The organism is Kitasatospora sp. NPDC101183 (assembly GCF_044767945.1).
In the GTDB taxonomy this organism is placed as follows: domain Bacteria; phylum Actinomycetota; class Actinomycetes; order Streptomycetales; family Streptomycetaceae; genus Kitasatospora.
In genome coordinates this window covers 123,543-145,737 of record NZ_JBIWOW010000006.1, presented here as the reverse complement: position 1 = coordinate 145,737, position 22,195 = coordinate 123,543, and the positions used below count along the sequence as shown (strand labels likewise).

At 73.1% G+C, this 22,195-nt stretch carries 19 protein-coding genes and 1 pseudogene; 7 read left to right on the top strand and 13 right to left on the bottom strand.

The features are described from left to right. Window positions 1-43: 43 nt before the first annotated feature. The 6 genes and pseudogenes from hemW to ACIRRS_RS09850 all read right to left on the bottom strand — a co-directional run bounded on the left by hemW (window position 44) and on the right by ACIRRS_RS09850 (window position 7,250). Complete coding sequence (gene hemW / locus ACIRRS_RS09875; protein ID WP_402967341.1) at window positions 44-1,324, bottom strand: radical SAM family heme chaperone HemW; 1,281 nt, start codon at window positions 1,322-1,324, stop codon at window positions 44-46. Next, window positions 1,312-2,028: a 4Fe-4S binding protein gene (locus ACIRRS_RS09870; protein WP_402967338.1), complete on the bottom strand. Its 717-nt coding sequence runs from the start codon at window positions 2,026-2,028 to the stop codon at window positions 1,312-1,314. Before ACIRRS_RS09870 ends, hemW begins: the two co-directional genes overlap by 13 nt. Window positions 2,029-2,063: 35 nt before the next feature. Further along, a complete protein-coding gene (gene pabB, locus ACIRRS_RS09865) occupies window positions 2,064-4,160 on the bottom strand; it encodes an aminodeoxychorismate synthase component I (protein WP_402967335.1) in 2,097 nt (698 codons plus the stop codon). A gap of 137 nt (window positions 4,161-4,297) precedes the next feature. Then, window positions 4,298-4,417 (bottom strand): annotated as a pseudogene (locus ACIRRS_RS09860) (AraC family transcriptional regulator); the annotation flags it as partial. 178 nt (window positions 4,418-4,595) lie between these two features. Further along, complete coding sequence (locus tag ACIRRS_RS09855) at window positions 4,596-5,804, bottom strand: hypothetical protein (protein ID WP_402967332.1); 1,209 nt, start codon at window positions 5,802-5,804, stop codon at window positions 4,596-4,598. 483 nt (window positions 5,805-6,287) lie between these two features. Beyond that, window positions 6,288-7,250 carry a phosphatidylinositol-specific phospholipase C gene (locus ACIRRS_RS09850; RefSeq protein WP_402967329.1) on the bottom strand — a complete coding sequence of 321 codons (963 nt, stop codon included), beginning with the start codon at window positions 7,248-7,250 and terminating at the stop codon, window positions 6,288-6,290. A 746-nt stretch (window positions 7,251-7,996) separates the two neighbouring features. Between ACIRRS_RS09850 and ACIRRS_RS09845 the strand changes: the two genes are divergently transcribed. Together ACIRRS_RS09845 and ACIRRS_RS09840 are read left to right on the top strand one after the other, a co-directional pair. Further along, on the top strand, window positions 7,997-9,025 hold the full coding sequence (locus ACIRRS_RS09845) for an alpha/beta hydrolase family protein (RefSeq protein ID WP_402967326.1): 1,029 nt from the start codon (window positions 7,997-7,999) through the stop codon (window positions 9,023-9,025). Window positions 9,026-9,250: 225 nt separating this feature from the next. Beyond that, a complete protein-coding gene (locus ACIRRS_RS09840) occupies window positions 9,251-9,604 on the top strand; it encodes a DUF5959 family protein (RefSeq protein WP_402967323.1) in 354 nt (117 codons plus the stop codon). A 293-nt stretch (window positions 9,605-9,897) separates the two neighbouring features. Here ACIRRS_RS09840 and ACIRRS_RS09835 read toward each other — a convergent pair whose 3' ends face one another. After that, window positions 9,898-11,283, bottom strand: coding sequence for a rhodanese-like domain-containing protein (locus tag ACIRRS_RS09835; RefSeq protein ID WP_402967320.1), 1,386 nt, complete (start codon window positions 11,281-11,283; stop codon window positions 9,898-9,900). A gap of 313 nt (window positions 11,284-11,596) precedes the next feature. On the opposite strand from ACIRRS_RS09835, the gene ACIRRS_RS09830 reads away from it, so the two are divergent. Together ACIRRS_RS09830 and ACIRRS_RS09825 are read left to right on the top strand one after the other, a co-directional pair. Beyond that, window positions 11,597-12,340, top strand: a complete 744-nt coding sequence (locus ACIRRS_RS09830) for a sulfite exporter TauE/SafE family protein (RefSeq protein ID WP_402967317.1) — start codon at window positions 11,597-11,599, stop codon at window positions 12,338-12,340. A 32-nt stretch (window positions 12,341-12,372) separates the two neighbouring features. After that, window positions 12,373-12,948 carry a rhodanese-like domain-containing protein gene (locus ACIRRS_RS09825; protein ID WP_402967315.1) on the top strand — a complete coding sequence of 192 codons (576 nt, stop codon included), beginning with the start codon at window positions 12,373-12,375 and terminating at the stop codon, window positions 12,946-12,948. A gap of 88 nt (window positions 12,949-13,036) precedes the next feature. Here ACIRRS_RS09825 and ACIRRS_RS09820 read toward each other — a convergent pair whose 3' ends face one another. The 4 genes from ACIRRS_RS09820 to ACIRRS_RS09805 all read right to left on the bottom strand — a co-directional run bounded on the left by ACIRRS_RS09820 (window position 13,037) and on the right by ACIRRS_RS09805 (window position 17,699). Further along, window positions 13,037-13,873, bottom strand: coding sequence for a methyltransferase domain-containing protein (locus ACIRRS_RS09820; RefSeq protein ID WP_402967312.1), 837 nt, complete (start codon window positions 13,871-13,873; stop codon window positions 13,037-13,039). A gap of 122 nt (window positions 13,874-13,995) precedes the next feature. Further along, complete coding sequence (locus ACIRRS_RS09815; protein WP_402967309.1) at window positions 13,996-15,420, bottom strand: carotenoid oxygenase family protein; 1,425 nt, start codon at window positions 15,418-15,420, stop codon at window positions 13,996-13,998. 39 nt (window positions 15,421-15,459) lie between these two features. After that, entirely contained in the window at window positions 15,460-16,632 is a 1,173-nt protein-coding gene (locus ACIRRS_RS09810; protein WP_402967951.1) for a saccharopine dehydrogenase family protein, read from the bottom strand. Between the two features lie 5 nt (window positions 16,633-16,637). Next, the gene (locus ACIRRS_RS09805; RefSeq protein ID WP_402967306.1) at window positions 16,638-17,699 is read right to left on the bottom strand and encodes an alpha/beta hydrolase family protein; all 1,062 of its coding nucleotides are present in this window, start codon (window positions 17,697-17,699) and stop codon (window positions 16,638-16,640) included. A gap of 69 nt (window positions 17,700-17,768) precedes the next feature. Here ACIRRS_RS09805 and ACIRRS_RS09800 point away from each other — a divergent pair, with 69 nt between their 5' ends. Next, window positions 17,769-18,626, top strand: a complete 858-nt coding sequence (locus ACIRRS_RS09800; protein ID WP_402967303.1) for a PaaX family transcriptional regulator C-terminal domain-containing protein — start codon at window positions 17,769-17,771, stop codon at window positions 18,624-18,626. Here the strand turns inward: ACIRRS_RS09800 and ACIRRS_RS09795 are convergent. Beyond that, window positions 18,584-19,777, bottom strand: coding sequence for an MFS transporter (locus tag ACIRRS_RS09795; protein WP_402967300.1), 1,194 nt, complete (start codon window positions 19,775-19,777; stop codon window positions 18,584-18,586). The genes ACIRRS_RS09800 and ACIRRS_RS09795 overlap by 43 nt on opposite strands. A 54-nt stretch (window positions 19,778-19,831) precedes the next feature. Between ACIRRS_RS09795 and ACIRRS_RS09790 the strand changes: the two genes are divergently transcribed. Continuing rightward, window positions 19,832-20,590 carry an AraC family transcriptional regulator gene (locus ACIRRS_RS09790; RefSeq protein WP_402967297.1) on the top strand — a complete coding sequence of 253 codons (759 nt, stop codon included), beginning with the start codon at window positions 19,832-19,834 and terminating at the stop codon, window positions 20,588-20,590. A gap of 119 nt (window positions 20,591-20,709) precedes the next feature. Next, complete coding sequence (locus tag ACIRRS_RS09785) at window positions 20,710-21,453, top strand: SOS response-associated peptidase (RefSeq protein WP_402967294.1); 744 nt, start codon at window positions 20,710-20,712, stop codon at window positions 21,451-21,453. A gap of 28 nt (window positions 21,454-21,481) precedes the next feature. Here the strand turns inward: ACIRRS_RS09785 and ACIRRS_RS09780 are convergent, their stop codons facing one another. Further along, on the bottom strand, window positions 21,482-22,027 hold the full coding sequence (locus ACIRRS_RS09780; RefSeq protein ID WP_402967291.1) for a hypothetical protein: 546 nt from the start codon (window positions 22,025-22,027) through the stop codon (window positions 21,482-21,484). Between the last annotated feature and the right edge of the window lie 168 nt (window positions 22,028-22,195).

The window sequence follows — 22,195 nt, the reverse complement described above, 5'->3', positions numbered from 1 at the left end:
TTCCCTTCGGTGTCGGTGATCTCTTCAACTTCGCTTCTGCTGGCTAGAACTGAGTGGCCGTCAGGCGCTTCATCACCTCCGTCGCGTAGCGGACACCCGGCCCGGTGAGCCGCAGCAGCGGTCCTTCGGCCCGGACCAGGCCGAGGTCCGTCAGCTCGCGCAGGACGGGGGCGACGCTGTCCAGGCCGATGCCGGCCCGTCGGGCCAGCGCCTCCGGCTCGACGCCGAGCATGCACAGGCCCATGGCCAGGTCCCGCTCGAGCGTCTGCCGGGGGGTCATCTCCACCGAACGCCCCACGGGGCGGCGCCCGTTGTCGGCGTCGCGGTGGTAGGCGGCGTGCACGGTGTGGTTCTCCCACAGCTGCCGGTGGCTGCGGCTGTAGGCACCCGGACCGAAGCCGAGGTAGTCGGAGCCGTCCCAGGTGGTGATCACGTACCGGCACTCGAAGCCGGGCTCGGCGAACTCGGTGAGCGAGTACCGGGGCAGGCCCGCGCGGGTGAAGGTCTCGACGGCGTGGGCGCGCATCTCGTCGATGACGTCCGGGTGCGGCTGCGGGGGCACCTCGCCGGACCTGATCAGCCGGGCCATCACCTCGTCGGGGAAGAGGATCATCTGGTAGGCCGACAGGTGCTTGACGCCCAGGTCGAGGCAGCGCTGGACGGTCTCGCGCCACATCTCCATCGTCTGGCCGGGCAGCCCGTACATGATGTCCACGTGCAGGTTCTCGATGCCGGCGGTGTGCACGGCCTCGGCCATCGCGATCGCCTGCGCCGCGTCGTGGGAGCGGTTGAGGGACTTCAGCAGCGGGTCCTGGAACGCCTGGATGCCGATGGACACCCGGTTCACCCCGGCGTCCCGGGCGATCCGCAGGTCCTCCGCGGTCTTGGTGCCCGGCTCGGACTCCAGGGTCACCTCGGTGTCCTCGCGCAGCCCGAACTCCCGGCGCATCCGGTCGACGAAGTGCGCGATGGCGTCGTTGGGCAGCAGCGAGGCGGTGCCGCCGCCGAGGTAGACGGAGTGCAGGGCGGCCTCGGACAGGTCGTCGGTGGCCACCACCGTGTCGAGCTCGCGCCACAGGCGGGGGACGAACCCGTCGAGCGAGTCGCGGCGCAGCCGCTTGCGCTCGAACGTGCAGAAGGTGCAGATCTTCTTGCAGAACGGGACGTGCAGGTAGACCGAGTAGCGCTTCCACGCCTGGGGCGGAGGCTGGACGCCCCGGTCCCAGAGCGCCTTCGGCGGGTGGTGGAAGACGTAGCCGCCGTCGTCGCGCAGCTCCTCGGGCCCCTGGGGGTCCCGGGGCTTTTCGATGGTCAGCGTTTCCATGCCAGCAGCCTCTCCACAGGGTTTCCGATCGGGCAGTCGTCGATGCACATGCGGCATTCGATGTAGGTCTTGTCGGTCAGCGCCTCGGCCCGGCTCCTCGGGTCCCACGGGGCGGCGACCACCTGCTGGCACCGGCTGCGGTGGAAGGCGTCCTCCTCCAGCGCGTCGACGGGGCAGGAGCGCAGGCAGTTGCCGCACTTCACGCAGACGTCGCTCAGCAGCAGCGGGCTCTCGGCGAGCGGCGCGTCCACCAGCAGGGCGTGGATCTGCAGCCAGGAGCCGTGGTCGGGGTGCAGCAGCAGGTTGTTCCAGCCGCGGTTGCCGATCCCCGCGTACTCGCCGACCTCGACCATGGAGACGCCCTGGGCGGTGAGTTCGGGCAGGTCCTCGGTCGCGATCCCGGCGCGGTCGAGCTCGCGGCGGATCGCGGTGGCGGCGCGCAGCAGCACGTAGTTGGCGAGCAGCGAGCGGTACTCGCCGTGGTGGTGCCAGACCCACAGCCCCTCGTCGGTGATCGGGACGGCGTAGCAGAAGACGCTCCACCCCAGGTACGGCCGGAGGGTCTCGGTGGTGCCCTCCGGTACGAGGGCCAGGTGCTCCTCGGTGAAGACGAAGGAGCCGTGGACGGCGTCGGGGATGGCGCGGACGAGTTCGGTGGTGATGGTGATGGCGGCGTCGGTCGGGCCGGCCGGAGCGGGCGGCATGGGACTCCCGGGGAATGAGGGGGAATGAGAAGGGATCAGCGGGCGCAGCGCACGGAGGCGGCAGCGGCGGTCGCGGCCACGGGTCTCGGCCGGTTGCGCGCCGCCCACTCCTCGGCCGCGGCGACGGCCCGCAGCACCGGCTCGGCCTTGAGCAGCGCCTCCGCGTGCTCGGCCTCCGGGTCGGACTGCCACAGCACCGCGCCGCCGGCCCCGACCGTCACCCGGCCCTCCCGGACCACGGCGGTGCGGATGGCCACGGACAGGTCGGCCGCGCCGTCCACCCCGAACCAGCCGATGGCGCCGGAGTAGACGCCGCGCGCCGAGGGTTCGAGCCGGTCGAGCAGCTCCATGGTGCGCAGCTTCGGCGCCCCGGTCATCGACCCGGGCGGGAAGGCCGCCCGGAAGCAGTCCACCGCGCCCAGCCCGGGCCGCAGTCGGCCCTCCACCGTCGACACCAGGTGGTGGACGGTCCGGTACGACTCCACCGCCATCAGGGACGGGACCCGGACGGTGCCGGTGGCGCAGACCCGACCGAGGTCGTTGCGGAGCAGGTCGACGATCATCAGGTTCTCGGCGCGGTCCTTCACGCTGGTGCGCAGCGCCTCCGCCCGCAGCGCATCCTCGGCCGGGTCGGCGGCGCGGGCGGCCGTGCCCTTGATCGGCTTGGCCTCGGCCCGGCCGTCGCCGTCGATCCTCAGGAAGCGCTCGGGCGAGGAGCTGAGCACGGCCAGGTCGCCGAAGCGCAGGTACGCGGCGTACGGGGCCGGGTTGATCCGGCGCAGCGTCCGGTAGAGCGTCAGCGGGTCGACGTCGGTGCGGGTCGTGACCCGGTTGGTCAGGCAGATCTCGTAGCTCTCGCCCTCGCGCAGCCACTCCTGGCAGCGGGCGACGTCGGCCAGGTAGGCCGCGCGGTCGCGGGCCCAGCGCGGGGTGTGGCGCGGCGTGTGGCGGGGCTCGGTGTACGGCTGCGCGGTGACGGGCGGGGGCGGTACGGCCTCGGCGACGGTGCGCTCGGACTCGGCGAGCCACCGCCGGGCCTCGGCCTCCCCGCCGGGCAGGGCCAGGGCCAGGGCGTGCACCTCGCGGCGCTCGTGGTCGAAGGCGAGCAGCCGGTCCACGAACAGCAGGGCGGCGTCCGGCAGTTCGGAGCGGTGCACGAGCGCGGGCGTCCCGGCGCACTCGGCGCGCATCTCGTAGCCGAGGTAGCCGACGAAGCCGCCGATCAGGTCGAAGGGCAGGCCGTCGGGCCTGTCGGCCCGCAGCCGGTCGAGCTCCGACCGCAGGTGCTCCAGGAGGTTGCCGGTGCCCACCTCGTGGCGCAGCACCCGGGACAGCGGGCCGTCCTGGCCGCCGAGGTACGAGAAGCGGGAGGCGCCGTCGCTGCTGTCCAGCCAGAACGCGTGGGACCGGTCGGCGTACCGGGCCGTGAACACGCTCTCCGGCTCCGCCCAGCGGGCGAGCCTGCGCGTCAGCACGCGCACCCCGGCCGGTGCGGTGCGGGCCTCCCCCGGTAACGCGCCGCCCGCGGGCCGGGCGGGCCTCGCCCGCTTCCGTAACGGCGTCAGGTCGCGGAAATTGGTGAGCAGCCCGCGCCCGAACTCCGTGGCCACGGACTCGGGATGGAATTGCACTCCCCAGTGCGGCCGGTCGGTGCGCGCGACCGCCATCACCGACCCGTCCGGGGCCCAGGCGGTGCGGCGCAGATTCCCGGGTAATGATTCCGCCACGACCAGGGAGTGGTACCGCACGGCGTCGAATCCCTGCGGAATCCCGGCGAACAATTCCGACCCGTCGTGGAACACCGACGAGATCTCCCCGTGCGCCGGCCGCCCCGCCCGGACCACCCGGCCCCCGGCCTCCAGCGCGACCCCCTGATGCCCGAGGCACACCCCGAGAACGGGCAGGTCGGTGCCGCTCAGGACCTCCCGGCAGAGCCCGAAGTCCCTTTCCCTGCCCGGATGTCCGGGCCCCGGCCCGATCACGACATTGTCGAAGCCTTCGGTCGGGGCCCGCCGAGCCCCCTCCCCGTCAGCGGTGAGCACCACCGGCTCCTCGCCGTTGACCTCGGTCAGCAGCTGGAACAGGTTGAACGTGTACGAGTCCTGATTGTCGATGAGCAATGTGCGAACCACGCGAGCACCCCCGTTCGCTCCCCGGCTTCGTAGGCGATCGTGCCACCGGTCGATACCACTGGGGTAGGAGACGTCGGGTGATTTCACGGTGCTCAACACATCCGAAACACTGCGGACAAGCGAACGCACCAGGAGGGCTATCGGGCTTCGCCGAAGGCGCGTCGGTAGGCGCCGGGGGTGGCGCCGAGGGCGGCCCGGAAGCGGTGGCACAGGTTGACCGCGGAGGCGAGGCCGACCCGCGTGGCGATGGCCTCCACACCACCCTGGTGAGGTGGCGCCGCCGCGCCGCCACCGACTGGACCGCCTACCTCGAAGCCCGTAGCGCCGACCGGGTACCAGGAGGCGAGACAACCGGGCCCTGGCGGGCCAGGCTGTTGTCGTTCTTCTCCTGCTCAGGTGTCGTCTTCACGGGGGCGGGACTACCTGTCGTTTCCCTTACCGGAGTACGACGGTGACGCCCTTCTCGCGCAGGAGGTTCACGGTTTCCTCGAAGTAGGACAGGCCGCCGCAGTGGTGCAGGATGTGTCCGGCGAGGGCGTGGCGGGCGATGTCGGCGTGGTGCCAGACGAGGGTGAACGGGGGGACGACGGAGGGCCCGCCGCCCAGGTAGTCCGCCACCGAGTCCAGGGATGTCCCGTAGTTGGCGCCGGGGCCGAGCAGGGCTTCGCCGAGTGCCAGGAGCAGGCCGGCCCGGTCCGTGACGTACTGTCCGTCCAACTGGTACGTCCCGCCGGAGAGGCCCTCCGGCCCGTACGGGCCAATGCTGGTGAGGTCCAGCCACTCGGACCGGCCTTTGGCGTCGAACTGTGCCCACTGGTTGGGCAGAGTGGGAACGCCGTCGGACCAGGTCTCCCACACTGGGCGGGCGGCCGGAGTGGGGCGGTCGTCACCGGGGTCGGTGATGGTGACGTCGATCAGGGCTCCGCCGAGGACGGATGGGCGTGCCTCGACGATGTGCAGGTCGAGGCGGTACCCGGTCATCGTCCGGCCGTGACGGTCGAGGGGCCGGAGCGTGATCGGATCGCCCTCCTGTGGAAGGGGACGACACAACAGGGCGCGAAGCGGTGCGGCGGGTTCGCAGCCGATCAGGTGCACGGGCTGGGTGGGTCGCTGCGGGCGCGGGGTGAACAGGCCGTCAATGGAACGGCAACCGTCCGACGGGCTGCCCCCTTGGATCGAGTGGATCGAGTGGATCGAGGGGAACCACAGGTCGAACCGCGGCCTCGAAGGCAGCCGTTTGCTGCCCCAGTAGTCGTCCTCCCTGACGCCGACGCCCACGACGATGTCCACGCACCCGGGATCGCCCGGCGTGGGCCACTGGGCCAGGACAGCCGTGTCCTCCAGGTCCCAGAAACGAGCCGGCCCGTCGTTCGAGGGATCCACGGGCTCGATCGAGAGCATTCCGTCCCCCAGCAGCCGCACCGGTTCGGCGCCGGCCGCCACGGCCTGGACCAGCAGGCTCTCACGCGGGCAGCCCCGCAGTGTCAGGACCTCTCGCGGCAGCGGAGGCGGGTCCATGAACAGGCCCTCGACCTCCGCGCACCGCCCCCACAGCACGGCCTCCTCCTCGTCGAAGTCCTCCCGCACCAGGAGATACCGAACCGGGAAGTCCCGCTCCCACACCGCATGTTTCTCGGACCGCACGCTTCTCCCCTGCTACCAGGCTCTCTTGGCGCGCCAACACTACGGTCCACTGGCATGGAAGCCCTCCGAATATCGCGTGCTTGGAACGACGCTCCCCACCACCCGGTGCCGACGCCCAGCGCAAGGCCTTCGGCAACGACCTCACGCATCCCCAGCTGCTGATCGCCTCCTCGTCCTCCAACAGCAGCAAGTCCGACCCTGGCCCCGGACCAGAACTCCGCACAGCTCGTCATGGCGCTCCTCACCATGATCAACACCCCGGCGGAGCGGGTACGGCGCCGGGCGCAGGCGCTGCGCCCGCCCACGATCGCCTGCGGCGGCGGGACCTCGCCCTCGCCGCAGGAAATGTGGGCGCGAGTGGAGGCGGCGATGCCGCCGCGTTCGGCGAGTTCGGCCAGGCGCCCGCGGATCTCGACTACCGCCAGATCCAGCAGCCGGTACGCCGTCGTCGACCGGGACACCCCCGACTCAGGCGGACCGGGGTCAGCGTCCGACGAAGTTCTTGGCGACCAGCAGGTCCAGCACGTTGGTGTGGAAGTCGGGGAAGTCCATCGGCACGATCCCGAAGTGGCGGGCCTCGTTCGTGCGCGCGTTCAGGTAGTCGAACACCGGCGGCATGATCGCAGCTGCGTTCAGCTTCGGCCACTTCCCGCCCGCGTAGCTCGTGAAGTTGATGTACATCTTCGGCGAGCCCTGGTTGTAGTAGGCCTGGTCGAACTGGGCGACCACCGCGCGGGCCTTGCCGTCGGTACCGACGCCCTCGTACTGGTCCTGGGTGTCCATCAGCCCGGAGTTGCCCCAGTGCATCACGTTCCACGTGGAGTCGGAGCTGGTGTCGAAGTCCGCGAGCAGCACGATCTTGCCGCGGGCCTCTCCGAGGCTGGGCCACCAAGGGGCTGTCCAGAACAGGTTGCGGTAGCCGAAGCCGTCCAGGTGGTACTGCATGCGGCGCAGGAACTCCACCGAGTTGATCGGGTTGCTGCCCGCGTTCTCGTTCCTGATCCGCATGACCAGGGCCTCGCGCGGCGACTGCTTGAGGAAGGCCCGGCACTGGTCCAGCACCATGGCGAGCGTGCTGCCCTGGTAGAAGCGGTCGTGGAAGACGCCGAGCCAGTTCTTGGTATCGCGGTCGTTCAACGGGAACCGCTGGCAGCGGATGTCCAGGAAGCGGATGCCCCGCTGGAGCTGCTCGGGGACGCCCCAGTTCTGGGTGTGCGACCACTCGGTCCCGTTCCACGGATCGGTGCAGCACGAGTCGTGGGTGCCCGGGATGGTCAACTGGGTCAGGGACAGGCCGTTGGGGAGATTGGACATCCAGCTCTCGCTGCTCCACGAAGCCGCCGCGGCGGGCGTGGCCGCGGTGAGGCCGAGTCCGGCGGTCAGAGTCCCGCCTCCCACCGCGGCGCTCCAGCGCAGGACATCACGGCGGCTCGGGTGGACGGTCATGGGCTGCTCCTCGGTCCGGGACGGTGGACTGCCTGCACGACCGTCAACGGGGAGCACCCGCGTCCCGGTTCATCCGGCTGAGGTGGGCAGGGCGGCCCGTGCCGGAAATGCCCGCGCCCACAGGCCTGTTCGGCGTGACCGCCCCGGCAGACACCGCGTGGCTGCGCACCGTGCTGTCGGACGAGTCGGTGCCCGGCTGCGGCCTTGTCGAGAACCCCGGTGATGGCCCGTCATGGTCTGCGGCTCGAGACCGGATACCTGCACAGGCACGGGCTCGTTCGATCGGCAGCCGTGCCCCCGGTCTGGTAACCGCTTCTCAGGCACGGGCCACCGCACGACGACGGGCCGCCACGCCACCCCGCTCACCCCCAGGCCAGCGGCCACCGGCCACCGGTGGGACAGGCGCCCCGCCCCCGGCCGTCCCCTCACGCGGGCTCGGGTGCGGGTCCTCCCCGACACCACCCCGAGACAGGACCAGGGTCGGATCAGTACCCCTCCCTGATGACACGCCACGGCCCCGCCTGCAAGCGTGGCAGCGACGATCCCGGCCCGAAGGAGCCGACATGACACGAGGTCGAACCACACGACGCGCAACGATCACGGGCGCTGCACTACTCACCGCCGCGGCAACGGCGTTCACCGCCGCACCCGCCCACGCCGCCCCACCCACACCGCCCGCACGGCACAGCGGCCCCACCACGCACCTCACCCTCCCCGCACCCACGGGACCGCACGCACTGGGCACGGTGTCACTGCACCTGGTCGACCCCTCACGCCGGGACACCTGGGTCCCCAGCCAGCCGGTACGCGAGCTGATGGTGCAACTGTGGTACCCGGCCAAGCCCTCACCCGCACACCCCCACGTGCCCTACATGACCCCCGGCGCCGCCGCCGCATTCATGACCGCCAACCACCTCCCCGCCGACCGGATCACCCTGCCCCCCACCCACTCGACCCAGAACGCGCCCGCCGAACCCGGCCGCCACCCGATCCTCCTCTACGCCCACGGCTCGCACGACAACCGCGCCGGCAACACCGCACTCCTCGAAGACCTCGCCAGCCACGGCTACACCGTCGTCTCCATCGACCACACCCACTACGCCGAGGAAACCGAACTCCCCGACGGCCGCGTCGCCACCGAAGTCCACGACCCCGACCCCGGCCACGAACTCGACACCCGCGTCGCCGACACCCACTTCGTCCTGGACCAGATCACCGCCCTCGCCCACGGCGCCAACCCCGACGCCGAACACCGCGCCCTGCCCCCCGCACTGGCCGCCACCCTCGACCCCGCCCGCACCGGCATGTTCGGCGCCTCCTTCGGCGGCGTCGAAAGCGCCGCCGCCATGAACACCGACCCCCGGATCACGGCCGCAGCCAACCTGGACGGCCCCCTCTCCGAACCCGCCTTCGGACCCATCAGCCACACCGGCGTCACCAAACCACTCCTCAACCTCACCTCCGCGGCCGCCGACAGCCACCCCCCGCTACGCCCCCTCCTGCACGGCTGGGGCCGCGTCTACCGCATGGACGGCAGCCAGCACCTCACCTACTCCGACGGCGAAACCCTCACCCCCCAAGCCCAACCCGTCCTGCACATCCCCACCGACCAACTCACCCAGCAATACGGCACCATCGCCCCACCACGCGCCCTGTACCTCACACGCACCTACCTGCGTGCCTTCTTCGACCAGCAACTACGCAACCGCCACACCTGCCCCGACCCCTTCAACGACCCCTCCACCACATACCCCGAAATGAAACCCGGCCCGTAACCCCGACCACACCCCCACGGCAGCTCGCCGTCGAGTGCCGACCGCTCGGCGACGGCGAAGTCCGGGACCTCGATGACATCCGACAGCAGGTCCGCGAACTCGACCTCTACCTCGCAGCCCCGCTCCCAGGGAAGGAAAGCCCTCTTAGAACTCCTAACAAAATGAGATGAGGGATGCCCCCGATCGGGCGAGGATGTCTCAGTACTCGCCGATGAAAGGGCAGCTATGGGCGACAGTGCTCCGCAGGAGCTGATCTCCCGAGCTGATGACGAGGGGAACAGCGTCACCGTCAACGTTCTGGGACCGAGCGCCGGCTGGAGTGCCGGCCTCGACGCCGAGATCGTCGTCAAGACGCCCTTCGTGGCCGGCCGCGTCGACCTCGCGTTGTACGTCTCGAAGCCGATCCGCCCACCACCCGAACGCCCAGGTCGGCGCGGCACCCACGCTCCTTCAGCGGTGTGGCGGGGAGTTCGGGGGCAGACGGTCGGTCGCCGGCGAAGCCGCGCACCTTGCCGAATCGAAACGTTGTCATCCAATCCGAACGGGCTTGTGCAGCCCAGGCCGTTGACCGCTCGATGAAGTTCCACCACATACGGCCCAGCCGAGCCGTCCTCCGATCGGCATTCCTGTCTCAACACCCCGGCGGCCCAGCGCTGTTCGAGGGCCTCGAAGTCGGGGCAGCGGCCAGTGCCCGGCCCACGAGCGACGATTGCCGCAGTGGACCGAGATGGCTGTCCTGCCACCCCCTCCGGCGTGGTGGACAACGGTCGATCGACACGTGAACTCCGCGACGGGGGTGCCTGTCCTGCGAGCCATGTGGCGGGGCACTGCACCCTGGAGCCCCCGGGGCCTGAGCTGAGGAGTTGCTGAGGTCAGCCCTGTTCGGGGCGGGTGTGGGCTTCCCAGGCGGTGTAGCCGCCGAGGAGGTCGGAGACGTCGGGGTGGCCGTGGTGGCGCAGGAGGCTGGCGGCGATGGAGGAGCGGTGGCCGCCGGCGCAGTGGACGACGAGGGGGCGGTCGGTGGGGATCTCGTCGAGGCGGGCGGGGAGTTCGGCGAGGGGGATGTGGAGGGAGCCGTCGACGGAGCCCGCTTCGCGTTCGCCGCTGGTGCGGACGTCGAGGACGGTGGGGGGCTGCTCGGCGGCCAGGGCGGTGCGGAGCTGGTCGGCGGTGAGGCGGCCGGCGGGGGTGAGGTGGTCGGCGAGGGCGGGCAGGGCGCCGGCGGGGTTGCTCAGGTAGCCGGCGATGTGGTCGAAGCCGATGCGGGCGAGGCGGGTGACGACCTCGTCCTCGCGGTCCTGGGGGGCGATGATCGCGAGGGTGCTGTCGGGGGTGAGGACGGTGCCGGCCTGTTCGGCGAAGCGGCCGTCGAGGGGGACGTTGACGGCGCCGCGGAGGTGCCCGGTGCCGAACTCCTCGGGGCTGCGGGTGTCGAGGACGACGGCGCCGGCGGCGCGGGCCTCCTTGAAGCCTTCGGGGCACAGCGGCCGGGTGGGGCTGGTGCGGTCGAGCAGCGGGCGGTCCTGCCGGTTGAGGGCGGCGTCGTGGCCGAAGTAGGCGGGGGCGGCGGTCTGGCCGGCGGTGACGATGCGGACGAAGGTGGCCTCGTCCATGGGCCGGCAGGCGTAGTTGGTGCGGCGCTGGGCGCCGATGGTGGAGCGCTTCTCGGTGGAGAGGTTCTTGCCGCAGGCGGAGCCGGCGCCGTGGGCGGGGAAGACGAGGGTCTCGTCGGGCAGGGCCATCAGCTTGCGGTGGACGCTGTCGTAGAGCATGGCGCCGAGTTCCTCAGCGGTGACGCCGACGGAGGCGAGCAGGTCGGGGCGGCCGACGTCGCCGATGAACAGCGCGTCGCCGGTGAGGACGCCGTACGGGACGGCGTCGTCGGGCTGCTCGTACACGAGGACGCTGATCGACTCGGGGGTGTGGCCGGGGGTCTCCATGATCTGGAGGGTGACCTCGCCGAGCTCGATCCGCTCGCCGTCGGCGAGCTTGCGGATCGGGTACCCGGTCTCGGCGCGGCGGCCGTAGCCGATCCAGGCGCCGGTGCGGGCGGCGAGTTCGAGGTGGCCGGCGAGGAAGTCGGCGTGGAAGTGGGTGTTGATCACCGCCTCGACGGTGAAGCCGTGCGCCTCGGCCTCGGCGACGTACTCGTCCACGTCCCGGCGCGGGTCGACGACGACGGCGCGGCCGGTGTGCTCGTCGGCGATCAGGTAGGAGGCCTGGGAGAGGCAGTCGAGGTAGAACTGGGCGAAGTACACGGGGAACCCTCCTGGGGCGTGGCGGCGCGAGGCGCAGCGTCGTGGTCTTGATACCCCCCGGCGTATGTCGACCAGCATAGTCGTGCCTGGGGCGATACGGGGCGGGGTATCTCCGAACGATTTCGATAATACCCCCGGGGGTACTATGGTGGTCGTCGAGGGGGATCGGCCGTTGCCCGCGCCGTGCTGTTGAGCCGGCGCGCACCCCCGTCCAGCCGGGCCTTCGCCGCCCGGCCGCACCGCACCATCGGAGAAAGCCCATGCACCCGCTGCCGCACGTCGCTGCCCGCTGCCCCGTTCCCGGGCGTGTCATATGACCGCGCTGATCCTGGCCCTCGTCGCCGGGGCCGTGGTCGGCCTCGCGCTCGGCGGGCTCGGTGGCGGCGGCAGCATGCTGGCCGTCCCCGCGCTCGTCTACCTGCTCGGGTTCACCCCCGCCACGGCCACCACCGCGAGCCTGGTGATCGTCGCCGCGACCTCCCTGACCGGCCTGCTCGCCCACGCCCGCGCGGGACGGGTCCGCTGGCGCACCGGCGCGCTGTTCGCCGCCGCCGGGCTGCCCGCCGCCGCGGCCGCCGGGGCGCTGTCCGTCCATCTGCCCGGCGCGCTGCTGACCGGGGCGTTCGCCGTCCTGGCGGCCCTCGCGGCCTGGCGGATGCTGGCGCCCCGCGCCGTGCGGGAACGTTCCGCCGCCGGGGCCGGACGGGCGAGCGCCACCGGCGCCGGCCTCGGCGCCGTCACCGGACTGCTCGGGGTCGGCGGAGGCTTCCTGGCCGTCCCCGCGCTGGTCTCGGTGCTCGCCTTCACCATGGCCGAGGCCGTCGGCACCAGCCTGCTGGTGATCACCGCCAACTCCCTCGCCGCCCTGCTCCCCCGCCTCGGCTCCACGGCGGCCATCGACTGGTCGGTGGCCGCACCGTTCACCGGCGCCGCGATCCTCGGCGCCTGGGACGGCAAGCGCCTCGCCGACCGCCTCAACGGTCCCACCCTCCAACGGGCCTTCGCCATCGCCCTGTTGGGCGTCGCCGCGCTGATGCTCGTGACCACCTTCCTCTGATCGATCCCCCTCCCCCCACGAAAGGCCTCCCCGTGACCACGCCCCTGACCGTCGAGCAGCTCCACCCCCGCCTCGACCGGCTCACCCTCGTCGACGTCCGCTCCCCCGGCGAGTACGCCGCCGGACACGTCCCCGGCGCCCTGAACATCCCCCTCGACCAGCTCGACCGCGCCCTCCCGGCGCTGCGCCGCGCCGCCGGGCACGGCGAGATCGCCGTCGTCTGCGCCTCCGGTCAGCGCGCCGGCACCGCCTGCACCCGCCTCGAAGCCGCCGGTGTCGCCACGTACATCCTCACCGGGGGCACCAACGCGTGGTCCGCCGCCGGTCGGCCGCTGGACCGCCCCGCCGGCGGACGCGCGGTCTGGGCCATGGACCGCCAGGTGCGCCTCGCGGCCGGCTCGCTCGTCCTGGCCGGGCTGCTCGCCGACCTCGCCCTCCCGGGCGCCCGCTGGTTCTCCGCCACGATCGGCGCCGGGCTGGCCCTCTCCGCCCTCACCAACACCTGCGCCATGGGCAAGGCCCTGGCCCGCCTCCCCCACAACCGCCCCCGCCCGGGCGCGCCCACCCTCGACGACACCCTGACCGCCCTCCCCGGCGCCGCGCGCTGACCGGCCCGACCGGGCGTGCCCGACGGATCCCGACCGTTCGTTCCAGCAACGAACGGTCGGGATCCGAACGCCGACAGGCAGCCGAGGGTCAGCCGCGCCGCTCGGCGAGGACGAGGTAGTAGTCGAGGATCCCCCGCTCGTAGGCCCGGAGGAAGTTCCGGGGCCAGGTGTCCGGCGCCCACCACCGGCCGAGCCACGCGTCCCAGCCGGGCCAGACGTGCCGGCCCATCGACTCCGCCCGTACGCCGGTGAGCCCGGCGGCGCCCATCGCGTCGGTGAGCGCTCCCACCGGCCGGGCGATGTCCAGGCCGTTCGCGAAGGTTTCGAGCAGGGCGGCGAGTTCGGCCGGCCGCCCGGGTTCGCCGTCCACGGTGAAGAAGCTCGCGACCGCCACCCGGCCGCCCGGCCTCAGGACCCGGGCCGTCTCGGCCGCGAAGGCGGCGACGTCCGGGAAGTGCTGGGCGGCCTCGACGCTGACGACGAGGTCGAACTCCCCGGCCCCGAACGGCATGCGCTCCGCGGCCCCCCGCACGAACCGCAGGCGCTCCGGCTCGCTCCGCAGCAGACCGGCGTGCGTGTCCCGCGCCCGCCGCAGCTGCTCGGGGTGGATGTCCATACCGGTCGCCCCGGCCCCGCCGTACTCCCGCAGCGCCAGGGCACAGCCCATGCCGAGCCCGCAGCCGACCTCCAGGATCGCCGCCGACGGCGGCGGCTCGGCGGCGGCCAGGACGTGCCGGTAGAGGTCCTCCTGGCTGCGGACGCGCTCCGCCTCCCCGACCGGCCCGGCGAGGTCGATCCCCTGCCAGTGGCCGAAGTTGATGAACCCGCCCGCGAAGATCGGGTTCCGGCTCAGGTCCTCCGGGCCGTACGTCTCGCTCACCGCAGGCCCCATCACGGGGCTCTCCTGCTGGTCGCCGTCCGCCACCGTCTCACACCCTCCGATACGCGGGCACGGCCGGACTCGTCGGGACGTCCGCGCGTGCCTCCCCTGTCCTCGTCCCCGCCATCGTCCCAGTCGCCGTGCCGGAAAAGGCTCCTGACGTCGTCTCAGCCCTCGTCGGGGATCCAGCTGCCGTGGAATCCCGTCGGCACCCGCACGGGCAGGTGCACCGTGGCGACCGGATCGCCGGTGAAGTCCTCGGCGGAGAGGACGACCAGGTCGCTCGCGCCCCGGTCGGGGTCGTGGACGAAGGTGAGGAGGTAGCCGTCGTCCTCGGCCCGGGCGCCCTCGCGCGGGACGAAGGAGGTCTCGCCCGCGTAGCGCCCGGCACCGAAGCGGCGGACGGTAGCGGTCTGCCGGCCCAGGTCGTGCTTGATCAGCGCGTCGCCGGCCGCCTCCGGGGGCAGGGCGTCGAGCCCTTCGGTGTCGGCGAGGTGCCGCAGCAGGTCGGTGGCGACGGTGGAGTAGCCGTAGCGGTGCGGTCCGCCGACCACGGCGGGGCTGACCGCGGGGAACTCCTGGGGCCTGTCGTCGAGGCGGGACTCGACGACCCTGCCGGAGACGGTGTCGACGAGCCAGCGGTCCAGGGTGGGCCTGCTCTGGTCGGTCAGGGCCCCGCCCGTGAACATCCTCGGGTAGCGGACGACGTCGACGACGACGCGGTCGCCGTCCTCGTACGCGTTGAGCGTGTGGAAGACGAAGCAGGGCTCGACCTCGAACCACCGCACCTCGCCTCCGGCCCGGGGCAGCAGGCCGATCCGCGCCGGGCGGCTCTCGTCCCAGACGGCCGGGTACGTCGCGCGCTCCAGGTTCACCCGCTGGTCGACGCTCGCCGAGAGGTCGAGGAGGACGACGTGGTCGCGGGTCAGGGCCATGTCGTGGACCACCGGCCGGTGCGGGACGGGGACGTCGACGGCACGGACGACCTCGCCCGCCGCCGAGACCACCAGGTGCCGCAGGACCGCGCTGTCCCGCTGCCAGGTGATCGCGTGCAGCTCCCCGGTCGCCGGGTCCGTCTTGGGGTGCGCGGCGAACCCCTCCGGCAGCGTGCCGCAGAAGTCGCTGGCGCCCACCGTCTCGATCTCGTACGAGAGTTCGTACGGGCGGTAGCCGCCCTCGACCAGGGCGTACGTCCGGCCGCCGTGCCCGATGACGTGCGTGTTGGGAGCGACGTCGAAGATCCGCGGCGCGGCCCCCGGGCGGGCCCGCTCGCCGAGGGCGTTGGCGATGACGGCGCTGCGGACCAGCCGGTTGCGGTACCACTTCGCCCGCCCGTCGCGCAGCCGCACGCCGTGCACCATGGCGTACCCGGCGAACAGGTGGCGCGCGCGGAGGTCCTCCGGGCGCATCCCGTTCGGGCCGTTGCGCAGGTAGCGGCCGGTGAGTTCGGCGGGGAGCGTGCCCGTGACCGGGAGGTCGAAGGCGGTGACTTCCCCGTCCACCGGGGTGTAGCCGCCCGTGAACGGGTTGGTGGCGGTGAGCACCGCGGGCTCCTCCTGGTCGCCGGTGGCCGGGCGCGCCGAACGGCGCACGCGGCACAACGACCGACCCTCCCGGGCGGTGACGCTCGTTCACACGCCCGAGGGCGCCTCCGTCACCTCCACGCGAACGCCCGGCCAGTGGCGGGCGAGGTCGGCGAAGAAGCGGTCGCCGTCCACGGCCGTCTCGGGCGGGTGGACGCCGGGCTCGCGCGCCGTGCCGTCGATCAGCTGCGCGGCGGCGAGGGCGGCCGGGACGCCCGTGCTCTCGGCCATGTCGGCCAACACCTTTTCCGCGCCCGCCAGTTCGGCCAGGACGGTGTACGGGCAGCCCGCCCGGGTGCCCGTCGCGGCGGCGAAGAAGCCCGGGAGGCTGCCCGGGCCTCGCATGCCTGGCGCCAGGGCAACGGCGCGCAGCACCCGGCCCGGGGAGGGGCGGTCGAGCTGGGCGGCGGCGGTCTCGTTGGTGAGGCGACCGGCGTCGAGGTCGCGGCGCAGCACGTCCAGGAAGGCGGCCGTCCCGGTGGTGACCACCATCAGCCCGGCCGAGGCGCCGCCCGGGCGCAGGGTGCGCCGGAGGGTGACGGGCTCGGGGTGTCCGACGGTGTAGGCCGTGCCCCTGCGCCCGCCGGGCAGGCGCAGGGCGACGGGGCGCAGCGGCGGCCGGTGGACGATCCGTCCGGCCTCGACCGTGGCGACGGCGCCGCCGATCTGCTGCATCCAGTGCACGGCGGCCGCCGAGAGGCCGTCCGGTGAGCCCTCGTGCGGCCCGACGTCCACCGGCCAGGCGGTGTACACGTCCGTGAGGGTGTCGAGCCGGGCGGCGGCGCGGGCGGCGAGGAGGTTGCTGATGCCGGGGCTGGCGCCCATCCCGACGAGGGCGCACACGCCGGCCGCCCGCGCCTCGACGTCGAGGTCGAGCATGGCTGCCGTGGGTTCCCAGTCGTCGCAGAGGTCGAGGTAGTGGGTGCCGGCGCGGATGGCGGCGCGCAGCACGCCGACGCCGTAGCGGTAGTAGGGGCCGACGGTGTTCAGCACGAGGTCGCTGCGGTGGAGGGCCTCGTGCAGCCGGGCGGTGTCGGCGACGTCGACCCGGGCGGCGCGGACGGGGACGGCCGTGCCGGCGGACAGGGCGGCGGCGGTCCGGCGGGCGGCCTCCGGGTCCCGGTCGGCGACGACCAGGTCGACGACGCCGGGCAGCCCCGCGACCACCCGGGCGGCCACCCTGCCCATCGCACCGGCTCCGCCGAGGGCGAGCACCTTCATCGTGTTCACCCCTTCCGGGTGTCGAGCGCGGTCAGGAAGCGGGTCATCCCGTCGAGGTAACCGGGGGTGAAGAGGGAGCGGGGTGCGGCGACGGCGAGGAGGGTGCTCCTGAGCTCGGAGTCCTCGACGCTCTTGGGGACCATGTTGTGGGTGGAGTCCTCGAAGCGCAGGACCTGGAGGGCGCCGGGCGCGGTGAGCAGGCGGCGGTAGCCGGCCTCGGTGTCGTCGCTGTCGACGTTGACGTCCCGGCCGCCGAGGACGAGTTGCACCGGGACGCGGAGGTGGGCGAGGTCGTCGGTGGCGTCGGAGCGGAAGTTGCGCTTGTTGAACTCCCAGCGCTGCGGGGTGAGTCCGTCGACGTCGCCGCCGGACGCCCGGTACCGGTCGTAGCTCCAGCCGGCCCGCAGGGCGGCGAGGGTGCGGTCGCTGCGGGCGACGGCGGCCTCGGTCTCGGCCTGGCCGGCGCCGCGTTCGCGGAGTTCGGCGAGCAGGTTGTAGCGGCCCTGCTGGAGCCAGTTGACGGCGGGGGCTACGGCGATCAGGAACGTCACGTCCGGGGACTGCCGGGCGGCCTTGGGCATGACCCATCCGGCCTGGCTGGCGCCCCAGAGGCCGATGCGGGCGGGGTCGATGCCGGGCTGGGTCTTGGCCCAGGCGATGGCGGCGAGGGTCTCGTCGGCGCGGTCCTGGATGCTCTGGTCGAGCCAGTCGCCGGGGGCGCCGTTGACGCCGGGCTTGTCCCAGGAGAGGGTCGCGTACCCGGCGCGGGCCATGGCCTCCCAGAGGGGCCGGTAGAAGGTGTCGTGGGTGGCGTCGACGGGCCCGTCCCCGTGGACGAAGACGACGAGGCCGTACGGGCCGTGGCCGCCGGTGGGGCGGGCGAGGACGCCCTGGAGCGGTTGTCTGCCGCCGGTGACGGTGACGCGCTCCTCCTCGATGTCGTACTCGTTCTGGTACACGACCCAGCCGCCGGTGCCGACCAGCAGTACGAGGACGGTGGCGAGCGATCCCCAGAGCCGGCGGCGACCGCGCCGACGCGTGCCCGGGCGCCCGTCTCGAATCCGCATAACGTTCATCATCCAATCTATCGTTTTCAAAACGAACGTATCAGATACGAACGGTCTATGATGATCGCCATGCAGGAGATCCCGACCCGGGTGCTGGTGGACGCCCTCGTCCGCGCGGACGACACCGTCGACTGCGGCGAGCTCTACGCCGTGGCCGGTCGGCTCGGCATGTCCGACCAGCAGGTCCGGCTGACCATCAAGCGCCTGACGGCGGACGGCCGCTTCGTCCAGGAGGGCCGCGGCCGACGCGCCGTCCTGCGCTCCACCTCCACGGCCCGGCGCTCCTTCGAGCCCGACGTCGAGCACCTCACCCTGATGTACTCCCAGGACGCGGGCCTCGCCCCCTGGGACGGCCTGTGGCACCTTGTCGGCTTCGCCGTCCCCGAGCGCGACCGCCTCGCCCGGGCCTCCCTGCGCGAGGCGCTGCTGCGCCTGGGCGGCGCCCCGGTGCAGGCCGGCCTCTACGTCTCCCCTCACCCCTGGGAGCGGGACGTGCGGCGCGAGGCCGGCGCCCTCGAACTGCTGGATCACCTGACCTTCCTCACCACCCGCGACCTGCGCACGGGCTACGTCGACCACCCCCTCAACCTCGCCCGCCACTGGTGGCCGCTGAAGGAGGTCGCCGAGGGCTACGAGCGCCTCGCAGACCTGGCCACCGACCGGCTCGCCCAGCTCGCCGAGGGCGGCCTCGGCGAGACCGAACTCCTCACCGTCGCCATCGAGTTGGCCGCCGCCTTCACCGAGGCGACCGAGCCCGACCCGCTGCTCCCCCCGGAGCTGCTGCCGCCCTCCTGGCCCGGCGTCCACGCGCGCGACCTCGTCGCCCGCTGCTGGTCCCTGCTGCTCGCCGACCGGCAGCCGGGCGAGCCGATGCTGTTCAGCGCCTACGCGGGCGTGGTCGCGCTGATCACCTCCACCCCGGACTGACCGTCCTCCCCGCCCGGGGCCGCCGGCTCCCGCAGCCCCCGGAACAGCAGCCAGCTCAGCAGCGGCATCGCGACCAGCGGCAGCAGCGCCGTGCGCAGCGAGGTCGCGTCCGCCAGGGCGCCGATCGCCGGGCTCGCCAGGCCGCCGATCGAGACGGTCAGCCCGAGGGTGACGCCGCTGGCGGTGCCGATCCGCGAGGGCAGGTAGTCCTGGCCCAGCGTCACCTGGAGCGAGAAGGGCACGTACAGGCCCGCCGAGGTCAGCGCCACGAAGCCGTACAGCGCCGGGCCGGGCACCAGCAGCAGCCCCGCCACGGCCGCCGCCGCGACCAGGTACGACCACCGGGTGACGGGCACCCGCCCCCAGCGGTCCGCGAGCGCGCCACCCAGCACGGAGCCGACCGCCCCGCCCGCGTACAGCACGACCAGCGCCGCCGTCCCGGCGGAGGAACCGCCGCCGAGGCGCTGGGTGACGAACAGCGCCAGGAAGGTGCTCAGTCCGGTGAACGCGATCGAGCGGAACACCACGGCGAAGGACAGCCGGACGAACGACCGCACGTCGTCCCGGCCCGGCGCCCGCGTGGCGGCGTCCCCCGGGCCGTCCTGCCCCAGGGAGCGCAGCACCGGCAGGCAGAGCAGGGCCCCGGCCAGCGCCGGCAGCACCAGCAGCGGGGTCGCCCGCAGGCCGCCTCCGCCCGCCACCACGGCCGCGACCAGCAGCGGGGCCGCCGCGAAGCCCAGGTTGCCGCCGAGGGAGAACCAGGCCATCCCCCGGTGCCCGCCGCCCGCGACCGCCCGGGCGACCCGGGCCGACTCCGGGTGGTAGGCGGCCACCCCGACGCCGGACAGCGCCACGAAGGCGAGGGTGAGCCCGTACGAGTCGCCGACCCCGCTGAGCGCCATGCCGATGCCGGAGAGCAGCGTGCTCACGGGCAGCAGCCAGGGCAGGGGCCAGCGGTCGGTCACCGCCCCGAACAGCGGCTGGGCGACGGAGGAGAGCAGCGAGGCGGCCAGCACCACGCCCGAGACGGCGGCGTAGCCGTAGCCGCGCTCGGCGACCAGGAAGGGGACGAGGGCGGCGACCGCGCCCTGGTAGACGTCGACGCAGGCGTGGCCCACGGAGAGCACGGGAATCCGGTGTTGTGTCTGCACCCCGCCATGCTCGGGGCCGGGCCCGGTGTCGGACTTCCGATAACCTGCCTGGTAATGCCGACAAACCGCCAGCCGGGAATCCGGTACGACCCCGTCGCCCCGACCCTCGCCCAGCGGCTCGCGCCCGGCACCGGGATCGACGCCCACCGGCACGACGACCACCAGATCGCCTACGCGGCCCGGGGCGTGCTCGCCATCACCACCGACGCGGGCTCCTGGGTCGCGCCCGGCAACCGCGCGATCTGGGTGCCGGCCGGGACGGTCCACGCCCACCAGGCGCACGGCACCCTGGAGCTCCACCTCGTCGGGCTGCCCGCCGGGGAGAACCCGCTCGGGCTCGACCGCCCCACCGTCCTCGCGGTCGGGCCCTTGCTGCGCGAGCTGATCGTCGCCTACACGCGCTCGCCCGGGGAGGAGTCGCCCGAGCGCGCCCGGCTGCGCGCCGTGCTCCTGGACCAGCTGCGCGCCTCCGCGCAGCAGCCCCTGCACCTGCCGACGCCCACCGCCCCGCTGCTGCGGGACGTGTGCGCCCTGCTGCACGCCGACCCGGCCGACCACCGCACCCTCGCCGAGCTGGGGCGCGCCGTCGGCGCGGGCGAGCGCACGCTGTCGCGGCTGTTCCGCGCCGACCTCGGGATGACGTTCCCGCAGTGGCGCACCCAGCTGCGGCTGCACCACGCCCTGGTGCTCCTCGCCGAGGGCGAGCCCGTCACCGCCGTGGCGCACCGGTGCGGGTGGTCCTCGGCCAGTGCGTTCATCGACGTGTTCCGCCGCACCTTCGGGCACACGCCCGGGAACCGTTCGGACCGCTGACGATCGTTGCACGAACGATCGTTGCGCGAACGATCGCCCCGCACCCGGCCCCTGCCTCTCCACCCCCACACGACCCGCACACCACTCCCGTTGTCGGTGGCCTCTGGCAGGCTGGGGGCATGTGCGGCCGCTTTGTCTCCACGACCACGCCCCAGGACCTCGTCTCGCTGCTCGGCGAGCTGCGATGGGACGCGGCCGAAACCCTCGCGCCCAGCTGGAACGTGGCGCCCACCGATCCGGTGCCCGCCGTCCTGGAGCGCGTCGACCCGTCCACGGGCGAGGTGCTGCGCCAGCTGCGGACGCTGCGCTGGGGCCTCGTCCCGTCCTGGTCGAAGGACCGCTCCGGCGCCGCCCGGATGATCAACGCCCGCTCGGAGACGGTCGACACCAAGCCCGCCTTCCGCCGGGCCTTCACCGCCCGCCGCTGCGTGGTCCCGGCCGACGGCTACTTCGAGTGGCGCGAGGTGCCCGCCGAGGCGGGCCGCAAGAAGTACAAGCAGCCGTACTACCTCAGCACCGACGACCCGCTGCTGATGGCCGGCCTCTACGAGTTCTGGCGCGACGCGACCCTCCCCGAGGACGACCCGCTGGCCTGGCTCGCCACCACCACGGTCATCACCACCGACGCCACCGACAGCGCCGGCCGCGTCCACGACCGCATGCCGCTGACCATCGCCCCGGACGACCTCGCCGACTGGCTCTCCCCCTCCCACACCGACGCCGCCGAGCTCCGCCACCTCCTGCGCCGCCCCGCCGGCGGCGACCTCCGCGTCCGCGCCGTCCCGCTCACCGTCAACAGCGTCCGCAACAACGGCCCGGACCTCCTCGCCGACGCCCCCGACCCCCTCGGCCTGGCCGACTGACGAGTCTCGCCGACCCCGTCGGGAGGGCTCAGCGCTGCCGTATGGTCGCGAACCCGCACACCGGCGTGCAGAGCGTGACGATCCCGCTGTAGCGGTGCGTGGTGCGGCCGTGGCTGACGCTGTGGACGGCCACCTGCTCGCGCAGCGTGGGCTGGTGGCAGCGCGGGCACCCGGCGGCGACGGGCTTGCCCCAGGGGCGCTTCGGGTCCAGCTTGCCGAAGGCCACCACCATGGAGACCAGCATCAGGCCGGCCGTCCCGAAGCCGACGTAGCGCCAGATCTCCTTCGAGGACTCCCGGCGGTCGATCATCTCCGAGTACGTGAAGGAGCCGCCGCCCCCGCGCGAGGAGATGATCCGGCAGACGTTCCGGTGGGTCATGGTCGTGCCGTCGCACGTGGGCGGGGTGTCCGGGTCCGGGCTGCCGATCACGAGGGCCACGAAGAGGCCGATCACCGCGATGGCGCCGAGCACGACCACGGTGCTCGTCCGGCTGCGCCCGGTGCTCCGGCGCAGGCGCTGCTTGATCGCCGTGTCGATCACGGTCTGCGCCATGTTCCCGTCGTTGCCCGCCACGTGCTCTCCCCCAAGGTCGTGCGTTCAAAGCCCGAATGCTCCCATCAGCCACGGGTGTTGACAAGGACTCGCCAGAAGCAGCGGACCGATCGCTCCCGAAGCGATCGGTCCGGCAACGATCGGTCCTGCTTCGACTCACACCCGCCTCACACCCGCCTCACACCTGCG